This is a genomic window from Streptomyces sp. RG80, from assembly GCF_040446465.1.
Taxonomy (GTDB): domain Bacteria; phylum Actinomycetota; class Actinomycetes; order Streptomycetales; family Streptomycetaceae; genus Streptomyces.
On sequence record NZ_JBEAAJ010000001.1, the window covers coordinates 1,271,558 to 1,288,565 of the forward strand.

Here is a 17,008-nt window from a genome sequence, read left to right on the forward strand (position 1 = left end):
AGTGGGCGCCCTGGTCACACCACCGGGACACCGTCTGCATCGTAGGCCGCACGGAGGCCGGACGCGACGGGAACATCCATCCTCACCTGTGGATACGCCGAGGGCCCGCACGATGCGCGTGCGGGCCCCCGGGGGTGTGGAGTTGAGGTCGCCTACTGCTGCGGAGGCGCGGGCGGGTACGGCTGTCCCGGCTGACCGGGCTGCCCGCCCTGGGGCGGATACGGCTGACCGGGCTGCTGGGGGTGCTGGGGCTGCTGCGGGTAGGGCTGAGCGGGCTGCTGGCCCTGCGGCGGGTAAGGCTGGCCCGGCTGGGGGGCGTAGGGCTGGCCCGGCTGCGGGGGCTGCTGCTGCGGATAGGGCTGGCCCTGGGGCGGGTAAGGCTGGCCGCCCTGCTGCGGGTACGGCTGGCCGGGCGCGGGCTGGCCGCCCGGCATCGCCTGGCCGGGCAGCGGCGGGGCCGCCACCGGGGGCGGGTTGCCGTCGCTGGTCCACAGGCCGTGCATCTGCTGATGCCGTACGAAGTCCTCGGCGACCATCGCCGCGAGGTTGAAGTACGACTCCCGCACCTTGGGCCGCATCATGTCGAGGTCGACCTCGGCACCGGCGGCGAGATGCTCGTCGAAGGGCACGACCACGACACCGCGGCAGCGCGTCTCGAAGTGGCTGACGATGTCATCGACCTTGATCATCTTGCCGGTCTCGCGGACCCCGGAGATGACGGTGATGGACCGCGAGACGAGGTCGGCGTACCCGTGCGCCGACAGCCAGTCCAGCGTCGTACTGGCGCTGGAGGCACCGTCGACGGACGGCGTCGAGATGATGATGAGCTGGTCGGCGAGGTCGAGCACCCCGCGCATGGCGGAGTAGAGCAGCCCGGTGCCGGAGTCGGTGAGGATCACCGGGTACTGCTTGCCGAGCACGTCGATGGCCCGCCGGTAGTCCTCGTCGTTGAACGTGGTGGACACGGCCGGGTCGACGTCGTTGGCGATGATCTCGAGTCCCGACGGGGCCTGCGAGGTGAACCGCCGGATGTCCATGTAGGAGTTGAGGTACGGGATCGCCTGGACGAGGTCACGGATGGTGGCCCCGGTCTCGCGCCGCACGCGCCGCCCGAGCGTGCCCGCGTCGGGGTTGGCGTCGATGGCGAGGATCTTGTCCTGCCGCTCGGTGGCGAGCGTCGAGCCGAGCGCGGTGGTCGTGGTCGTCTTGCCGACACCGCCCTTGAGGCTGATGACCGCGATGCGGTAGCAGGACAGCACGGGCGTGCGGATGAGTTCGAGCTTCCGCTGCCGCTCGGCCTCCTCCTTCTTCCCACCGATCTTGAACCGGGAGGGCTGCGCGGCCGGACGACCGCTCTTCGCCTTCTGCTTCTTGTTGTTCAGCAGCCGGTCCGACGACAGCTCCACCGCAGCGGTGTAACCCAGCGGCGCGGCACCGGGGTTGGTCATCTGCCGCTGATCGTGCTGGATGGGCTGCGGCCAGGCGGTCCCGGTCCGGGGGTCGGCGGGGGGCTGCTGGGCCTGGGGAGCCTGTTGGGCCTGGGGGGCCTGGGGGGTCTGGGGGTTGTAAGGCGCCTGCGGAGGGACTCCCGGCTGCTGTGCGGCGGCCGGGGGCTGGCCCTGCGGTACGCCCGGCTGCGGCTGGCCCTGCTGCGCGGGAGGCTGCGGGAAGCCGTAGCCGCCGGGGGCGGGGGGCTGGGGGGCGTTCGGGGCACCGGGGTGGGGGAAACCGTAACCGGCCTGCGCTTGGGGCGCGGGGGGTTGGGGGGCTTCCGGAGCGGGTGCCGGCTGGGGCGGGACCTGCTGCGCAGGGGACTGCGGGAAGCCGTAACCGCCCTGCGCTTGGGGCGCCGGAGGCTGCGGAGGCGTCGGCTGGGCCGTGCCGGGGTGCGGGAAGCCGTAGCCGGCCTGCGGGGTGGGCGCGGGGGCGCCGCCCGGCTGGGGGAAGCCGTAGCCGCTCTGCGGGTTGGGGGTGGGGGCCGGGGCGCCGGGCTGCGGGAAGCCGTAACCGGCTGGTGCGCCGGTGGGCGCTGGGGTGGCTCCGGGCTGCGGTGCGGGTGTCGCGGGCGGCTGGTTCCAGGCGGCGGGCGCGGGCTGGGGCGCCTGCGGCTGGAAGTGCGGCTGCTGGGGCGGCACGGGCGGCTGGCCCTGCGCCGCCGCGGGCTGCGGGGCGGGTGCCGCCGGGGACGGCTGCTGGGGTTGGGGCTGCGGCTGTGCCGGCCACTGCGCCGCGGAGGCGGGGGCGGCGGGCTGGTAGGAGGGCGGGAGCGGGGGCATCCCGGCCTGCGGCGCCGGCTGCTGAGTCCAGGAGGGCGGCGCGTCCTGGGGGGCGCTGTCCGCGGGTACGGAGTCCTGGGGAGCAGTGTCCTCGGGCTCGGCGTCCTTCGGCTCGGCGTCTGGCGCCGGGGCCTGCGCCGGTACGGCGTCGGCGGGCTCCGTGTCTGCCGGTACGGCGTCCTCGGGTTCCACGGGGGAGGGGAGAGAGATGACCGGGTCCGCATCGGCGGATACGGCGTCCAGAGGCTCCACGTCGGCCGGTTCGGTTTCGTCGGTGTCCGTGGTCGTCGGCTCCACGTCGGCGGGCTCGGCGACCGAGGGCTCCGTGACGGCGGGCGCCGAGTCCGTGGGCTCGTCCACCGTCGGTTCGTCCACAGTCGGTTCGTCGTCCGACGGCTCGGCGTCCACGGAACCGGTGACCTCAGGCGCGGCCCCGTCCGGCTCGGGCTCGTCGTCTTCGGCGGCGTTCTCGGACAGCGAGGCGTCGTCCGCCGCGGGCTCCGTGCCGTCGGCGGCGGAGTCCTCGGAGGCGCCCACGGTGTCCGTCTCGGCGGAGTCGATGGCGGTGCCGCCGTCGTCACCCGCGTCAACCGCGGCTGCACCGACTTCATCCGTAGCCGTACCCGCGTCGGCCGCCGAGTCCGCGACATCCCCGGTCACGGCCTCGTCGTCCCCAGTCCCGGTCCCGTTCACGACCTCGTCGTCGCCGTCCCCGGTCACGGCATCGGCGGTCTCGGCCTCCTCGGCCACAGGCGTCGGCCGCGCCTCGGCCACCGAGGCACGCTCGGAGATCTCCCGCTTCAGCGAGGCCGCCGAGAAGCGCATGGTGGCGCCGCTCTCCAGGTCACCGTTCCCGGACTCCGGCTCCTCGGCTGCCGAAGAGGCGGGCGCGGGGGAGTCATCCACCGTCGGGACGGGCGGAGCCGCCGGGGCGGGCAGAGTGAAGCTCGTCGGAGGCGCGACCGGCGCGGCCGGCGTGGCCGGGGCGCCCCACGGGGACTGGAATCCCGGAATGTTCGGCACGGCCGACGGCGACCCGGCGTCCGGGCCGGCGGCCGGCACCTCGGGCTGCGGCGGCTTCGGCGGCTGCGCGGCCTGAGGAGACTGCGGCTCGAACCCGCTCCCCGCCGGAAGCCTGGGCACCGCCCCCGGACCCTCGTTCGACGGCGCGGGCGGCTGGAACGGCGCACCGGCGGCCGGCGCCGGAGGCGTGAAGGGCGCCCCGGGACCGGGCGTCGGCGGCGCCGGCGGAGTGAAAGGCGCACCGGGTCCCGCCGCGGGCGGAGTGAAAGGTGCCCCCGGACCGGGCGCGGGCGGCGTGAACGGAGCCCCCGGCCCCGGGGCGGCACCCTGGGGACGCGAATGGGCGGGAGGAGTCAGCCCCGGCAGCGAGGAAGCGGACCAGTCCACCGGAGAGGGCGCGGCACCGGGCGTACCCGAAGCCATCGGACCGGCACCGGCCGAACCCGTCGTACCGGAAGTACCGGCGGAACCGGACGGTCCACCCGCACTCGGCGATGCACCGGTGCCCGGTGCCGCCCCGGCCGGCCCCGACGAGTTGCCGCCGTCGCCCGAACCCCCCGAAGCGTTCTGCGTGTACCAGGCGGGCGGCGCGTAGTCGATGGTGAACTCGCCCGTCATCTCGCTGGCGGACTCCGCGTCGGGCTGGTCATCGCCGGGTGTGGCCCAGCCCCCGCGGATCCCGTCCCGATCGCTGCTCACAATTCCTCCTGATGTGGTCGAGCACCCTCATGCCGTGCTAGGGGCGACCTTTTCTTGTCGTCTTCTAGTCGTCCGAAGTCGTTCGAGGTCGTCCGATCCACCGGCTCTCCCCCCGGAACACCGACGCCCGGTCCACGGGTTCTGGCGTCGCGCCCGGTACCAGCCTAATCACCACAAGCACCACCCCGGCAGGCCCGTCCACCCCTGAGCGAGCGTCCGCTGCGTCACAACCTGCCCAGAAGTGACGTACACAGCTTTCGCATTCATGACGAAAAAGGGCGATGTTCGTGAACGTACCGAACATAAGCGGAAGGTGAGGAGGGTCGGGCGCGTCCGCTCCCGAAGGGGCCTTCTCCGCACGGCTGTTGAAGGAGTGCGGCGGCCCACCCCGATCCCGGACCGGCACTGACCGGCGGGCATAGTAGGGCCGATCCGATCTTGTGTCCCGTCACCCTGCCGACAGAAACAGAAGGGGCTCCTCCGCGTGAGCTTCGGCCCGCCTCCCTCGATCTACACCCAATCCGCACTCTCGGCCGACACCGCCCGCAAGCGCCGCCGTACGAAACTGCTGGGCGCCGTGGCGGTCATCACGGCTCTCGCGTTGGGCGGAGGCGGCTGGCTCTTCGCGTCCGGGGACGACAGCGATCCCGTCGACGCCCGGCGGACCGTCGCGCAGAGCCCGGACGCCGTCAGGGAGACGACCGAGCAGGTCCCCGCCTCACCCGAGGGCCGGCTGATGCTCGAGCACGACGAGGAGAACCTCGCCAGGACCAACGACGCCAGCCCCCGCTACGCGCCCGGCACCTGGGCCACCGACAAGGTCATGGTCAAGGGTGTCGCGAACCGTCTGGAGGGTTACAACATCGCCCTCGACGCCGACGAGAAGGCCTGGACCCTCAAGCTGCCCGGCCACCTCTGCGCCACCAGCCGGCACGTCACCGCGGACGGCCGTACCGCCGTGGTCGTCCAGCCTCCGCAGCCCAAGGGGTCGGAGAAGGACGGCGTCTGCGACCAGGTGGTGTTCTTCGACCTGAACACCGGCAAGAAGCTGTGGCAGAAGAAGATGCCCGCGGCCGGCTCCGCCTTCGTCACCAACACCAACCTCACCCTGACGAAGGGTGTCGTCGCCGTGGCCTGGGGTCAGGGTTCCGTGGCGTACGACATGAAGTCCGGCAAGCAGCTCTGGAACAGCACCCTCGGCTCCGAGTGCGAGGACAAGGCCTTCGCCGGCGGCCGCGCGCTGCTGTCCCTGCTCAGCTGCGGGTCCGTGCCCGACGTCACCTTCCGGGTGCAGAAGCTGGACCCGCGCACGGGCAAGGCGCGGTGGTCGTACAAGGTCGCCGCCGGCATCCAGACCGTCTACCTGCCGTCGTCCGACCCGCCGGTGCTCGCGGTCGCGGCAGGCGACAGCGAGGTGACCGACCTGATCTCGCTGGACGCCGCGGGAAAGCACCGTACGACCATCGCCCTCAACGGCTACGAGGCGAAGTGCGGTGAGCGGTACTTCGGACTGTCGTTCTTCGGCGAGTACGAGAGCTGCGACGGCGTGGTCGTCGGACGCACCCAGGCCTTCGTCACCAGCAAGGAGAACATCGCCACCGGCCAGCCCTCGAACTGGATCGTGGCGTTCGACCTGGCGACGGGCAAGACGGTCGGCAAGTTCGACGGACGCGAGCTCCAGAAGGTCCATCCGCTGCGGATGAGCGGCGACGACCTCCTGATCTACCGGCGCGGTGCGGGCGTCGTCGCCCCGGCGGCCGTGGTGCGCTGGAACCCCAGGACGGACCGGGAGACCCCGCTCCTCCTCTTCACGCTCCCGGAGGACGACGACGGCGAGCTCAGCGACCCGGAGCAGTCCGACATCCTCTTCCAGCAGGGCCGGGCCTTCTTCGGCAAGCGGGAACTGGTCGCCGACGACAAGTACCCGACCGACGGAGTGCTGATGGCGCTGGCGGTCGGGAGCGCCGGACTGAAGCACTGAGAGAGCGAAACTCTGAGAGTGCGAAACACCGAGGGTGCGAAAAGGGGCGGCACGCGTGCGTGCCGCCCCTCGCCGTCACTCCGTCGTCACTCCGTCTCCTGCGGCGCCGGCTCGATGTCGAACTCGCCGTCCCGCGCCCCGAGCACGAACGCCCGCCACTCCGCCTCCGTGTACCGCAGCACGGTGTCGGGGTCCAGCGAGGACCGCATGGCCACGGCACCCTCGGGCAGGTACGCGATCTCGACCCGCTCCTCGTGCTCCTCCGTGCCCGGCGCGCTCTGCCACTCGACGCCCGAGATGTCGAGGGCGTAGAGCTCGTCCCGCTCCCGCTCCTTGCGCGCCTTGATCTCGTCTGCCGTCTCCGCCATGTCCCGGCGACCCCTTCCCGACGTGCGTAGCCCGCTGCCGTAGCCCCGCTGCGTACGATCTGCGTGATCACCCTAGTGGCCCCTTCCGCCCCGTCCGGGGGAAATCGGAACCCGGGACAAGGGGCCCACCTGTGGCTGGTACCCTGAGTGACGGACGTTTGTGTACGCACCCCCGGAGTCCTCTGAAGGACCCTGGAGGCCGCGCCCAGCGGATCCCCGCCTCCCGAGTAACGGAAGCTCCCCCGAGACATAGACCGGGGGCACTCGGTGGCCATTTTTCAGACTACGAGGAGTTTCGAGTGCCGCTCGATGCCGCAGTGAAGAAGCAGCTCATCGCCGAGTTCGGTCAGAAGGAGGGCGACACCGGCTCCCCCGAGGTCCAGGTCGCCATGCTTTCGCGCCGGATCTCGGACCTGACCGAGCACCTCAAGACCCACAAGCACGACCACCACTCCCGCCGTGGTCTGCTGATTCTGGTCGGTCAGCGTCGCCGTCTTCTCCAGTACCTGGCGAAGAAGGACATCCAGCGCTTCCGTGCGCTGGTCGACCGCCTCGGCATCCGCCGTGGTGCGGCGGGCGCCAAGTAAGACGCCGTGAAGGGGGGCGGTTCCCGAAACGATCGGGGGCCGCTCCCTTTGCCGTATGCGCCCGCCGTACGTACGGAAACGTGCGGAGTGTCACACCTACTTTGTAGTGTGGTAGCGCAACGCAGTGCCAACGCAGTAGACGCAGTACCACGAGGAGAAGTGCACCTCGCCGCCGCCGGTCCTCGGTAGTGGCTCCCGGGCAATGCGAACCCGGGTGCTTCGATCGAAGACCGGCCCGCAACAGACGGAGCGCTTCTCCGCCCATGTCCCCCCGCCACACGGGCGGGCCGGGACAAAAGACGAAAAGTAATGGAGAAACGCTAGTGGAGAACGAGACCCACTACGCCGAGGCCGTCATCGACAACGGCTCCTTCGGCACCCGCACCATCCGCTTCGAGACGGGCCGCCTCGCCAAGCAGGCCGCCGGCTCCGCCGTGGCGTACCTGGACGACGACACCATGGTGCTGTCGGCCACCACCGCCTCCAAGAACCCCAAGGACCAGCTCGACTTCTTCCCCCTCACGGTGGACGTCGAGGAGCGGATGTACGCCGCCGGCAAGATCCCCGGCAGCTTCTTCCGCCGTGAGGGCCGCCCCTCCGAGGACGCGATCCTCACCTGTCGCCTGATCGACCGCCCGCTGCGCCCGTCCTTCAAGAAGGGCCTGCGCAACGAGATCCAGGTCGTCGCCACGATCATGGCGCTCAACCCCGACCACCTGTACGACGTCGTGGCGATCAACGCCGCCTCCGCGTCCACCCAGCTGGCCGGTCTGCCCTTCTCCGGCCCGATCGGCGGCGTCCGCGTCGCGCTGATCAACGGCCAGTGGGTGGCCTTCCCGACGCACACCGAGCTCGAGGACGCCGTCTTCGACATGGTCGTCGCGGGCCGCGTCCTGGAGGACGGCGACGTCGCGATCATGATGGTCGAGGCCGAGGCCACCGAGAAGACCATCCAGCTGGTCAAGGGCGGTGCCGAGGCGCCGACCGAGGAGATCGTCGCCGCCGGTCTGGAAGCCGCGAAGCCCTTCATCAAGGTGCTCTGCCGGGCCCAGGCCGACCTCGCCTCCAAGGCCGCCAAGCCGACCGGCGAGTTCCCGGTCTTCCTCGACTACCAGGACGACGTCCTGGAGGCGCTCTCCGCCGCCGTCCGCCCGGAGCTCGCCTCCGCGCTGACGATCGCCGGCAAGCAGGAGCGCGAGGCCGAGCTGGACCGCGTCAAGGCGCTCGCCGCCGAGAAGCTCCTGCCGGAGTTCGAGGGCCGCGAGAAGGAGATCTCCGCCGCGTACCGCTCCCTGACCAAGCAGCTCGTCCGTGAGCGCGTGATCAAGGAGAAGAAGCGGATCGACGGCCGTGGGCTGACGGACATCCGTACGCTCGCCGCCGAGGTCGAGGCCATCCCGCGCGTGCACGGCTCCGCGGTGTTCGAGCGTGGCGAGACCCAGATCCTGGGCGTCACCACCCTCAACATGCTCCGCATGGAGCAGCAGCTGGACACCCTCTCCCCGGTGACCCGCAAGCGCTACATGCACAACTACAACTTCCCGCCGTACTCCGTCGGCGAGACCGGCCGCGTCGGCTCCCCGAAGCGCCGCGAGATCGGCCACGGCGCCCTCGCCGAGCGCGCCCTGGTCCCGGTCCTGCCGACGCGCGAGGAGTTCCCCTACGCGATCCGCCAGGTCTCCGAGGCGCTGAGCTCCAACGGCTCGACGTCCATGGGCTCGGTCTGCGCCTCCACCATGTCGCTGCTGAACGCCGGTGTGCCGCTGAAGGCCCCCGTCGCCGGTATCGCCATGGGCCTCATCTCCCAGGAGATCGAGGGCGAGACGCACTACGTCACCCTCACCGACATCCTCGGTGCGGAGGACGCCTTCGGCGACATGGACTTCAAGGTCGCCGGCACCAAGGAGTTCGTGACCGCCCTCCAGCTCGACACCAAGCTGGACGGCATCCCGGCCTCCGTCCTGGCCGCCGCTCTGAAGCAGGCCCGTGACGCCCGCCTCCACATCCTCGACGTGATGATGGAAGCGATCGACACGCCGGACGAGATGTCCCCGAACGCCCCGCGGATCATCACCGTCAAGATCCCCGTGGACAAGATCGGCGAGGTCATCGGCCCCAAGGGCAAGATGATCAACCAGATCCAGGAGGACACCGGCGCCGAGATCACGATCGAGGACGACGGCACCATCTACATCGGTGCCGCCGACGGCCCGGCCGCCGAGGCCGCCCGCGCCACGATCAACGGCATCGCCAACCCGACCATGCCGGAGGTCGGCGAGCGCTACCTGGGTACGGTCGTCAAGACCACCACCTTCGGCGCGTTCGTCTCGCTGCTCCCGGGCAAGGACGGTCTGCTGCACATCTCGCAGATCCGCAAGCTCGCCGGTGGCAAGCGCGTGGAGAACGTCGAGGACGTCGTCGGCGTGGGCTCCAAGGTCCAGGTCGAGATCGCAGAGATCGACTCCCGCGGCAAGCTCTCCCTGATCCCCGTGATCGAGGGCGAAGGCGACGATGAGAAGAAGGACGACACCGACAAGTGACGTCGAGCAGCTCGACGGCGACGGCCCGCACCTCTTCGGAGGCGCGGGCCGTCGCCCGTACCCAAACCCTCGTCAAGGGCGCGAACGGCATCGGCACGGTCCGCAAGACCACCCTCCCGGGCGGCCTGCGCATCGTCACCGAGACCCTGCCCTCGGTCCGCTCGGCGACCTTCGGCATCTGGGCCCACGTCGGCTCCCGTGACGAGACGCCGGCCCTGAACGGCGCCACGCACTACCTGGAGCACCTGCTCTTCAAGGGCACCACGCGCAGGTCGGCGCTGGACATCTCGTCCGCCATCGACGCTGTCGGCGGCGAGATGAACGCGTTCACGGCCAAGGAGTACACGTGCTACTACGCGCGCGTGCTCGACACCGACCTGCCGCTCGCCATCGACGTCGTCAGCGACATGCTCACGGGCTCGCTGATCCTCGAAGAGGACGTCAACGTCGAGCGGGGCGCGATCCTCGAAGAGATCGCCATGACCGAGGACGACCCGGGCGACGGTGTGCACGACCTGTTCGCGCACACCATGTTCGGCGACAACCCCCTCGGCCGCCCGGTCCTCGGCACGGTCGACACGGTCAACGCCCTCACCGCCGACCGCATCCGCCGCTTCTACAAGAAGCACTACGACCCGACCCACCTGGTCGTGGCGGCCGCGGGCAACATCGACCACAACAAGGTCGTACGACAGGTCCGCGCGGCCTTCGAGAAGGCGGGCGCCCTCAAGAACACCGCCGCCACGCCCATCGCCCCGCGCGACGGCAGGCGGACCCTGCGCACCGCGGGCCGCGTGGAGCTGATCGGCCGCAAGACCGAGCAGGCCCATGTCGTCCTCGGCATGCCGGGCCTGGCCCGCACCGACGAGCGCCGCTGGGCCCTCGGCGTGCTGAACACGGCCCTGGGCGGCGGGATGTCCTCGCGCCTGTTCCAGGAGGTCCGGGAGAAGCGCGGCCTGGCCTACAGCGTGTACTCGTACACCTCGGGCTTCGCCGACTGCGGCCTCTTCGGCGTCTACGCAGGCTGCCGTCCCTCGCAGGTCCACGACGTGCTGAAGATCTGCCGCGACGAACTCGACCACGTCGCCCAGCACGGGCTGACCGACGACGAGATCGCCCGCGCCATCGGCCAGCTCCGCGGCTCCACCGTCCTCGGTCTGGAGGACACCGGCGCGCTCATGAACCGCATCGGCAAGAGCGAGCTGTGCTGGGGCGAGCAGATGTCGGTCGACGACATGCTGACCCGGATAGCCTCGGTCACCCCGGACGACGTCCGCGCGGTCGCCCACGACATCCTGGGGCAGCGGCCCTCGCTGTCGGTCATCGGCCCGCTCAAGGACAAGCAGGCGGCCCGGCTGCACGAGGCCGTCGCCTAATCCCCGTCTGTATCGGCTGTTTCGGTTAAGGAAGCAAGAAGATGAGCAAGCTGCGCGTGGCGGTCCTCGGTGCCAAGGGCCGGATCGGCTCCGAGGCGGTACGGGCCGTGGAGGCCGCCGAGGACATGGAGCTGGTCGCCGCCCTGAGCCGGGGCGACAAGCTGGAGACCCTGGCCGAGACGGGTGCCCAGGTGGCCGTCGAACTGACCACGCCGGACTCGGTGATGGCCAACCTCGAGTACTGCGTCGGCCACGGCATCCACGCCGTCGTCGGTACGACGGGCTGGACCGACGAGCGCCTCGCGCAGCTGAACGACTGGCTGGCCGCGTCCCCGGAGACGGGCGTCCTCATCGCGCCCAACTTCTCCATCGGGGCCGTCCTGAACATGAAGTTCGCGCAGATCGCCGCGCCCTACTTCGAGTCGGTGGAGGTCGTCGAACTCCACCACCCGAAGAAGGTCGACGCCCCGAGCGGTACGGCCACGCGCACGGCCCAGCTCATCGCCGCCGCCCGCGCCGAGGCGGGCACGGCCCCGGCGCCGGACGCCACCGAGACGGGCCTGGACGGCGCGCGGGGCGCGGACGTCGACGGCGTCCCGGTCCACTCCGTCCGGCTGCGCGGTCTGCTGGCCCACCAGGAGGTGCTGCTGGGCGGCGAGGGCGAGACGCTGACGATCCGCCACGACTCGCTCCACCACAGCAGCTTCATGCCAGGCATCCTGCTGGGTGCCCGCCGCGTGACCACCACCCCGGGCGTCACCTTCGGCCTGGAACACTTCCTGGACCTGGGCTGATCATGCGCGCCAAGCTCTCGTACGCCATAACGGCCGCCGTCCTGGTCTTCTACTTCGTCCTGGTCGGCAGCCGTGGCGTCATGCTCATCCAGACGGGCACGCTCCTCACCGTCACGTTCGGCGTGGCGGTGCTGATCCTGCCGGTCATCGGCGTGTGGTTCCTGTGGAAGAACACCCAGTTCGTCCGTAGGGCCAACGCCCTTGCCGCCGAACTCGACGCCGAGGGCGGCCTGCCCGTCGACGAGCTGAAGCGCACGCCCAGCGGCCGGATCGACCGCGACTCGGCCGACGAGGTCTTCGCCAAGCGCAAGGCCGAGACGGAGGACGCGCCGAACGACTGGCGCAACTGGTTCCGCCTCGCCGTCGCCTACCAGGACGCCCGCGACACCCCGCGCGCCCGCAAGGCGATGCAGCGCGCGATCGCCCTGCACGACGGACGACCCGTACAGGCCTGACCGCCGTACGCCGAAGGGGCCGGCCCGCAGTCGATGCGGACCGGCCCCTTCGGCGTTGTTCCTGGTGCGGGGTCAGCCCCGCTGGTACTCCGCGCCCCACGCCTCCACCGAGTCCGCGGCCCGGTCGAACGCCTCGGGCCGCGCCAGGAAGTCCGCGTTGTGCGTGGTCAGCAGCGCCACCGTGTCCCCGGCCCCACGGTCACCACGTACGACGGTCAGGGCCTGACCCTGCACCGTGCGCGGCAACCCGAGCCAGCGCACCGGCTGCTGCACCGTCCGCACGGCGACGACCTTCTCCCAGCGCGTCGTACGCGTGAGGAGGAACCCCACGTGCCGCACCCCCTGAGCGCTCACCCACACGCCCATGCGCAGCAGCCGCAACGCGACCACGATGAAGGCCAGCGCGATCCCGAACACCACACCGCCCTCGGACAGGGAGCCGGTGAGGGCGATGATGACCGCCGCGAACAGCACGTACGACGCGAGCAGCAGCAGAAGCGCCGCCGCACCCACCCGATAGGGCCCGGGCCGGTAGGGACGCCGCCAGTGCTCGCGGTCGTCGAAGGGCAGCGCGACGTCATCGGCTGTCTCGAATGCGCGGTCGGCCGTCAGAAAGGGCAGGGGCACGGCTGGTCCTCACTCGATCCATACGGGGGCTGTGCCCGGTGAGGCTATCCGTCGGTGCCTTCTGGATCCACCCTTGGGGGTTCGGATGAGTCAGTGTCCCTGGGACGCCTGTGATTCCTGCGCCGGTGTGGGGGAGTGATCGATCGTCAGTGCGGGCATCCCGAGAACCAGGGATCCCACCAGGGCGGCGACGATGGTGACCCCCAGGAGCCAGTTCCCGGCTATCTGCCCGGCGGAGGACTTCTCGCGGGGTGGGGGAGTGACATTGCTGCGGAACCTGTCGGCCTCGGCGACGAAGGCGAACGGGACGGGCTCACGCCGACGGAACATCGGGGAGACGCTCCTCTCAAGCTCGAATAAGTGACTGTTGCTGATACAGACGCACGAGTGCCACAAAAGGTGCCCTCATGCCCCGAATTCACAGAACTTCACCGAAGATGTCGCGTCCCGGCACCGAACGCCCCGATGTCAGTGCCGGGCCGTAGAGTGGGCGCCGCCCGAGAGAAGTGATGGAAGGACCCTCCGAGCCGTGACCGACACCCCCGCCGACGACCTCAAGCCCAGCTTCCGCAGCGACGTCACCGTCGAGCTGGTCAAGCACACCGCGGCCGACTCCGACGTCCTGTGGGCCGCCCGCGTCTCCACCGCCGGCGAACAGTCCCTGGAGGAGCTCCAGAAGGACCCCGAGCGCTCCAAGGGCCTCATCAACTACCTGATGCGGGACCGGCACGGCAGCCCGTTCGAGCACAACTCGATGACCTTCTTCATCAGCGCCCCGATCCTCGTCTTCCGCGAGTTCATGCGGCACCGCGTGGGCTGGTCGTACAACGAGGAATCGGGCCGCTACAGGGAGCTCGAGCCGGTCTTCTACGTCCCCGGCGCGGACCGCAAGCTCGTCCAGGAGGGCCGCCCCGGCAAGTACGTCTTCGTCGAGGGCACCGAGGCCCAGCAGGGCCTGGTCACCCGCTCGATGGAGGACTCCTACCGCCAGTCCTACGAGGCCTACCAGGAGATGCTCGCCGCCGGAGTTGCCCGCGAGGTTGCCCGGGCCGTCCTCCCCGTCGGCCTCTTCTCCTCTATGTACGCCACCTGCAACGCCCGCTCGCTGATGCACTTCCTCGGCCTGCGCACCCAGCACGAGCTGGCGAAGGTGCCGTCCTTCCCGCAGCGCGAGATCGAGATGGTCGGCGAGAAGATGGAGGCCGAGTGGGCCAAGCTCATGCCGCTCACCTACGCGGCCTTCAATGCGAACGGCCGTGTGGCGCCGTAACGCACCCGCGTTCTCCGGCCGGGCACAGATGTACGGGTCAGCCGTGCGAAGTGTCCGTATTGCGGCATTTGGAGAAGTTCATCTAGCCTGATCAAACGGACCCGGCACTGCTTGAACCCCCGAGCAGGCAGTGCCGGGCTCCACCTTTGTCATGACTTTTCCAGCCCCCCGAGGGCAGACCCCGCCTTGAGCAGCGAGTAGCGTGTTACCCATGGCTCCGACCTCCACTCCGCAGACCCCCTTCGGGCGGGTCCTCACCGCCATGGTCACGCCCTTCACGGCGGACGGCGCGCTCGACCTCGACGGCGCGCAGCGGCTCGCTTCCCACCTGGTGGACGCAGGCAACGACGGCCTGATCATCAACGGCACCACCGGTGAGTCCCCCACCACCAGTGACGCGGAGAAATCGGATCTCGTACGAGCCGTACTGGAGGCGGTCGGCGACCGTGCCCACGTCGTCGCCGGCGTCGGCACCAACGACACCCACCACAGCCTCGAACTGGCCAGGACCGCCGAGAAGACCGGCGCTCACGGCCTCCTGGTCGTCACGCCGTACTACAACAAGCCTCCGCAGGAAGGCCTGTACCGGCACTTCAAGGCCCTCGCCGACGCCACCGAACTGCCGGTAATGCTCTACGACATCCCCGGCCGCAGCGGCGTCCCGATCAACACCGAGACACTCGTCCGGCTGGCCGAGCACCCGCGCATCGTCGCCAACAAGGACGCCAAGGGCGACCTCGGCCGCGCCAGCTGGGCCATCGCCCGCTCCGGACTCGCCTGGTACTCCGGCGACGACATGCTGAACCTGCCGCTGCTCTCCGTGGGCGCGGTCGGCTTCGTCTCGGTCGTCGGCCACCTGGTCACGCCCGAGCTACGCGCCCTGGTCGAGGCGTACACCTCCGGCGACGTCCACAAGGCGACCGAGATCCACCAGAAGCTGCTCCCGGTCTACACGGGCATGTTCCGCACCCAGGGCGTCATGACGACGAAGGCCGCACTCGCCCTCCAGGGCCTGCCCGCCGGACCGCTGCGCGCCCCCATGGTGGAGCTCGCGCCGGAAGAGATCGAGCAGCTCAAGATCGATCTTGCCGCCGGCGGGGTACAGCTCTGACAACAGACTTCGCGCGCCCCCGGGCCGCAACAGACTTCACAACTGAATAAGCAGGTCACCGGGCCTGCATCCACAACGACAACTGCTACACGCACGAACGTCATGCGCGCCACGTGCCCAACCGGTACGTGGCGCGTGTGGTGAGGAGAGTCTTTTGAGTCATCCGCATCCTGAACTCGGCCCGCCCCCGCCGCTCCCCGAGGGCGGCCTCCGGGTCACCCCGCTCGGCGGTCTCGGCGAGATCGGCCGAAACATGACGGTCTTCGAGTACGGCGGCCGCCTGCTGATCGTCGACTGCGGCGTGCTCTTCCCCGAGGAAGAGCAGCCCGGAATCGACCTGATCCTGCCGGACTTCTCGTCCATCAGGGACCGCCTCGACGACATCGAGGGCATCGTGCTCACGCACGGCCACGAGGACCACATCGGTGCCGTCCCGTTCCTGCTCCGCGAGAAGCCGGACATCCCGCTGATCGGCTCCAAGCTGACCCTCGCCCTCATCGAGGCGAAGCTCCAGGAGCACCGCATCCGCCCGTACACCCTCGAGGTGGCGGAGGGGAACCGCGAGCGCATCGGCCCCTTCGACTGCGAGTTCGTCGCGGTCAACCACTCCATCCCGGACGCCCTGGCGGTCGCCATCCGCACCCCCGCGGGCATGGTCGTCCACACGGGCGACTTCAAGATGGACCAGCTCCCGCTGGACAACCGTCTGACGGACCTGCACGCCTTCGCGCGTCTGAGCGAGGAGGGCATCGACCTCCTTCTCTCCGACTCGACGAACGCCGAGGTGCCGGGGTTCGTCCCGCCCGAGCGGGACATCTCCAACGTCCTGCACCAGGTCTTCGGCAACGCCCGTAAGCGGATCATCGTCGCGAGCTTCGCCAGCCACATCCACCGCATCCAGCAGATCCTGGACGCGGCCAACGAGTACGGCCGCAGGGTCGCCTTCGTCGGCCGCTCGATGGTCCGGAACATGGGCATCGCGAGGGACCTGGGCTATCTGAAGGTCCCGCCGGGCCTGGTGGTCGACGTCAAGACGCTCGACGACCTCCCCGACCGCGAGGTGGTCCTGGTCTGCACGGGCTCCCAGGGCGAACCGATGGCGGCCCTGTCCCGCATGGCCAACCGCGACCACCAGATCCGCATCGTCAACGGCGACACGGTGATCCTGGCGTCGTCCCTGATCCCCGGCAACGAGAACGCGGTCTACCGCGTGATCAACGGCCTGACCCGCTGGGGCGCCAACGTCGTCCACAAGGGCAACGCCAAGGTCCACGTCTCGGGTCACGCCTCGGCCGGCGAGCTGCTGTACTTCTACAACATCTGCCGCCCGAAGAACCTGATGCCGGTCCACGGCGAATGGCGCCACCTGCGCGCCAACGCCGAGCTCGGCGCCCTCACCGGCGTCCCGCACGACCGGATCGTCATCGCCGAGGACGGCGTCGTCGTCGACCTCGTCGAGGGCAAGGCCAAGATCTCCGGCAAGGTCCAGGCGGGTTACGTGTACGTCGACGGCCTCTCTGTCGGTGACGTCGGCGAGCCGGCCCTTAAGGACCGGAAGATTCTCGGAGACGAGGGCATCATCTCCGTCTTCGTGGTCGTGGACGCCTCGACCGGCAAGATCACGGGTGGCCCGCACATCCAGGCCCGTGGCTCCGGCATCGAGGACTCCGTCTTCAGCGACGTGATCCCGAAGATCACGGAGGTACTGGAGCGCTCGGCGCAGGACGGCGTGGTCGAACCCCACCAGCTGCAGCAGCTGGTGCGGCGGACCCTCGGCAAGTGGGTCTCCGACACCTATCGCCGCAGGCCGATGATCCTCCCGGTGGTGGTGGAGGTCTGACGGTCCGTCGGACTCCACAAGCGTGAACCGGGAGCGGGGCGCCTCGATTTGCATCGAGGCG

Annotated in this window: 14 protein-coding genes and 1 pseudogene; 10 read left to right on the forward strand and 5 right to left on the reverse strand. The window is 70.2% G+C overall.

The genetic code is table 11. The features are described from left to right. Window positions 1–152: 152 nt before the first annotated feature. Window positions 153–3,182 (reverse strand): nucleotide-binding protein, encoded by a 3,030-nt coding sequence (locus ABKA17_RS05825; RefSeq protein ID WP_502994146.1) that lies wholly within the window; start codon window positions 3,180–3,182, stop codon window positions 153–155. A 34-nt stretch (window positions 3,183–3,216) separates the two neighbouring features. On the opposite strand from ABKA17_RS05825, the gene ABKA17_RS47910 reads away from it, so the two are divergent. Further along, the gene (locus ABKA17_RS47910; protein ID WP_502994147.1) at window positions 3,217–3,375 is read left to right on the forward strand and encodes a hypothetical protein; all 159 of its coding nucleotides are present in this window, start codon (window positions 3,217–3,219) and stop codon (window positions 3,373–3,375) included. A gap of 542 nt (window positions 3,376–3,917) precedes the next feature. Here the strand turns inward: ABKA17_RS47910 and ABKA17_RS47915 are convergent. Continuing rightward, window positions 3,918–3,998 (reverse strand): annotated as a pseudogene (locus tag ABKA17_RS47915) (SCO5717 family growth-regulating ATPase); the annotation flags it as partial. A gap of 484 nt (window positions 3,999–4,482) precedes the next feature. Here ABKA17_RS47915 and ABKA17_RS05830 point away from each other — a divergent pair. Further along, entirely contained in the window at window positions 4,483–5,979 is a 1,497-nt protein-coding gene (locus ABKA17_RS05830) for an outer membrane protein assembly factor BamB family protein (RefSeq protein ID WP_353690721.1), read from the forward strand. Between the two features lie 86 nt (window positions 5,980–6,065). Here the strand turns inward: ABKA17_RS05830 and ABKA17_RS05835 are convergent, their stop codons facing one another. After that, entirely contained in the window at window positions 6,066–6,347 is a 282-nt protein-coding gene (locus tag ABKA17_RS05835) for a DUF397 domain-containing protein (protein ID WP_353690722.1), read from the reverse strand. 299 nt (window positions 6,348–6,646) lie between these two features. On the opposite strand from ABKA17_RS05835, the gene rpsO reads away from it, so the two are divergent. From rpsO to ABKA17_RS05860, 5 genes are all read left to right on the forward strand, one after another. Further along, a complete protein-coding gene (gene rpsO, locus ABKA17_RS05840) occupies window positions 6,647–6,934 on the forward strand; it encodes a 30S ribosomal protein S15 (protein ID WP_046263478.1) in 288 nt (95 codons plus the stop codon). A gap of 323 nt (window positions 6,935–7,257) precedes the next feature. Beyond that, the gene (locus ABKA17_RS05845; RefSeq protein WP_353690723.1) at window positions 7,258–9,474 is read left to right on the forward strand and encodes a polyribonucleotide nucleotidyltransferase; all 2,217 of its coding nucleotides are present in this window, start codon (window positions 7,258–7,260) and stop codon (window positions 9,472–9,474) included. Then, window positions 9,471–10,850, forward strand: a complete 1,380-nt coding sequence (locus ABKA17_RS05850) for a M16 family metallopeptidase (RefSeq protein ID WP_353690724.1) — start codon at window positions 9,471–9,473, stop codon at window positions 10,848–10,850. Before ABKA17_RS05845 ends, ABKA17_RS05850 begins: the two co-directional genes overlap by 4 nt. Window positions 10,851–10,891: 41 nt before the next feature. Continuing rightward, the gene (gene dapB / locus ABKA17_RS05855) at window positions 10,892–11,644 is read left to right on the forward strand and encodes a 4-hydroxy-tetrahydrodipicolinate reductase (RefSeq protein WP_353690725.1); all 753 of its coding nucleotides are present in this window, start codon (window positions 10,892–10,894) and stop codon (window positions 11,642–11,644) included. 2 nt (window positions 11,645–11,646) lie between these two features. Further along, complete coding sequence (locus ABKA17_RS05860) at window positions 11,647–12,099, forward strand: tetratricopeptide repeat protein (RefSeq protein WP_353690726.1); 453 nt, start codon at window positions 11,647–11,649, stop codon at window positions 12,097–12,099. A gap of 72 nt (window positions 12,100–12,171) precedes the next feature. On the opposite strand, the gene ABKA17_RS05865 is transcribed toward ABKA17_RS05860, so the two are convergent. Further along, window positions 12,172–12,726, reverse strand: a complete 555-nt coding sequence (locus ABKA17_RS05865) for an SCO5741 family PH domain-containing membrane protein (protein ID WP_353690727.1) — start codon at window positions 12,724–12,726, stop codon at window positions 12,172–12,174. Window positions 12,727–12,816: 90 nt separating this feature from the next. Next, window positions 12,817–13,056 (reverse strand): hypothetical protein, encoded by a 240-nt coding sequence (locus tag ABKA17_RS05870; RefSeq protein WP_353690728.1) that lies wholly within the window; start codon window positions 13,054–13,056, stop codon window positions 12,817–12,819. 199 nt (window positions 13,057–13,255) lie between these two features. Here ABKA17_RS05870 and thyX point away from each other — a divergent pair, with 199 nt between their 5' ends. The 3 genes from thyX to ABKA17_RS05885 all read left to right on the forward strand — a co-directional run bounded on the left by thyX (window position 13,256) and on the right by ABKA17_RS05885 (window position 16,947). After that, window positions 13,256–13,996, forward strand: coding sequence for an FAD-dependent thymidylate synthase (gene thyX, locus ABKA17_RS05875; protein WP_353690729.1), 741 nt, complete (start codon window positions 13,256–13,258; stop codon window positions 13,994–13,996). 211 nt (window positions 13,997–14,207) lie between these two features. Then, complete coding sequence (gene dapA, locus ABKA17_RS05880; RefSeq protein ID WP_353690730.1) at window positions 14,208–15,107, forward strand: 4-hydroxy-tetrahydrodipicolinate synthase; 900 nt, start codon at window positions 14,208–14,210, stop codon at window positions 15,105–15,107. A gap of 154 nt (window positions 15,108–15,261) precedes the next feature. Next, window positions 15,262–16,947 (forward strand): ribonuclease J, encoded by a 1,686-nt coding sequence (locus ABKA17_RS05885; RefSeq protein WP_353690731.1) that lies wholly within the window; start codon window positions 15,262–15,264, stop codon window positions 16,945–16,947. Window positions 16,948–17,008 lie beyond the last annotated feature (61 nt).

Excerpts from the sequence above, each read along its gene's own strand:
- ABKA17_RS05860 (WP_353690726.1), top strand. The coding sequence starts at position 11,647 with ATGCGCGCCAAGCTCTCGTACGCCATAACGGCCGCCGTCCTGGTCTTC.
- dapA (WP_353690730.1), top strand. The coding sequence starts at position 14,208 with ATGGCTCCGACCTCCACTCCGCAGACCCCCTTCGGGCGGGTCCTCACC.
- ABKA17_RS05870 (WP_353690728.1), bottom strand. The coding sequence starts at position 13,056 with ATGTTCCGTCGGCGTGAGCCCGTCCCGTTCGCCTTCGTCGCCGAGGCC.
- ABKA17_RS05835 (WP_353690722.1), bottom strand. The coding sequence starts at position 6,347 with ATGGCGGAGACGGCAGACGAGATCAAGGCGCGCAAGGAGCGGGAGCGG.
- dapB (WP_353690725.1), top strand. The coding sequence starts at position 10,892 with ATGAGCAAGCTGCGCGTGGCGGTCCTCGGTGCCAAGGGCCGGATCGGC.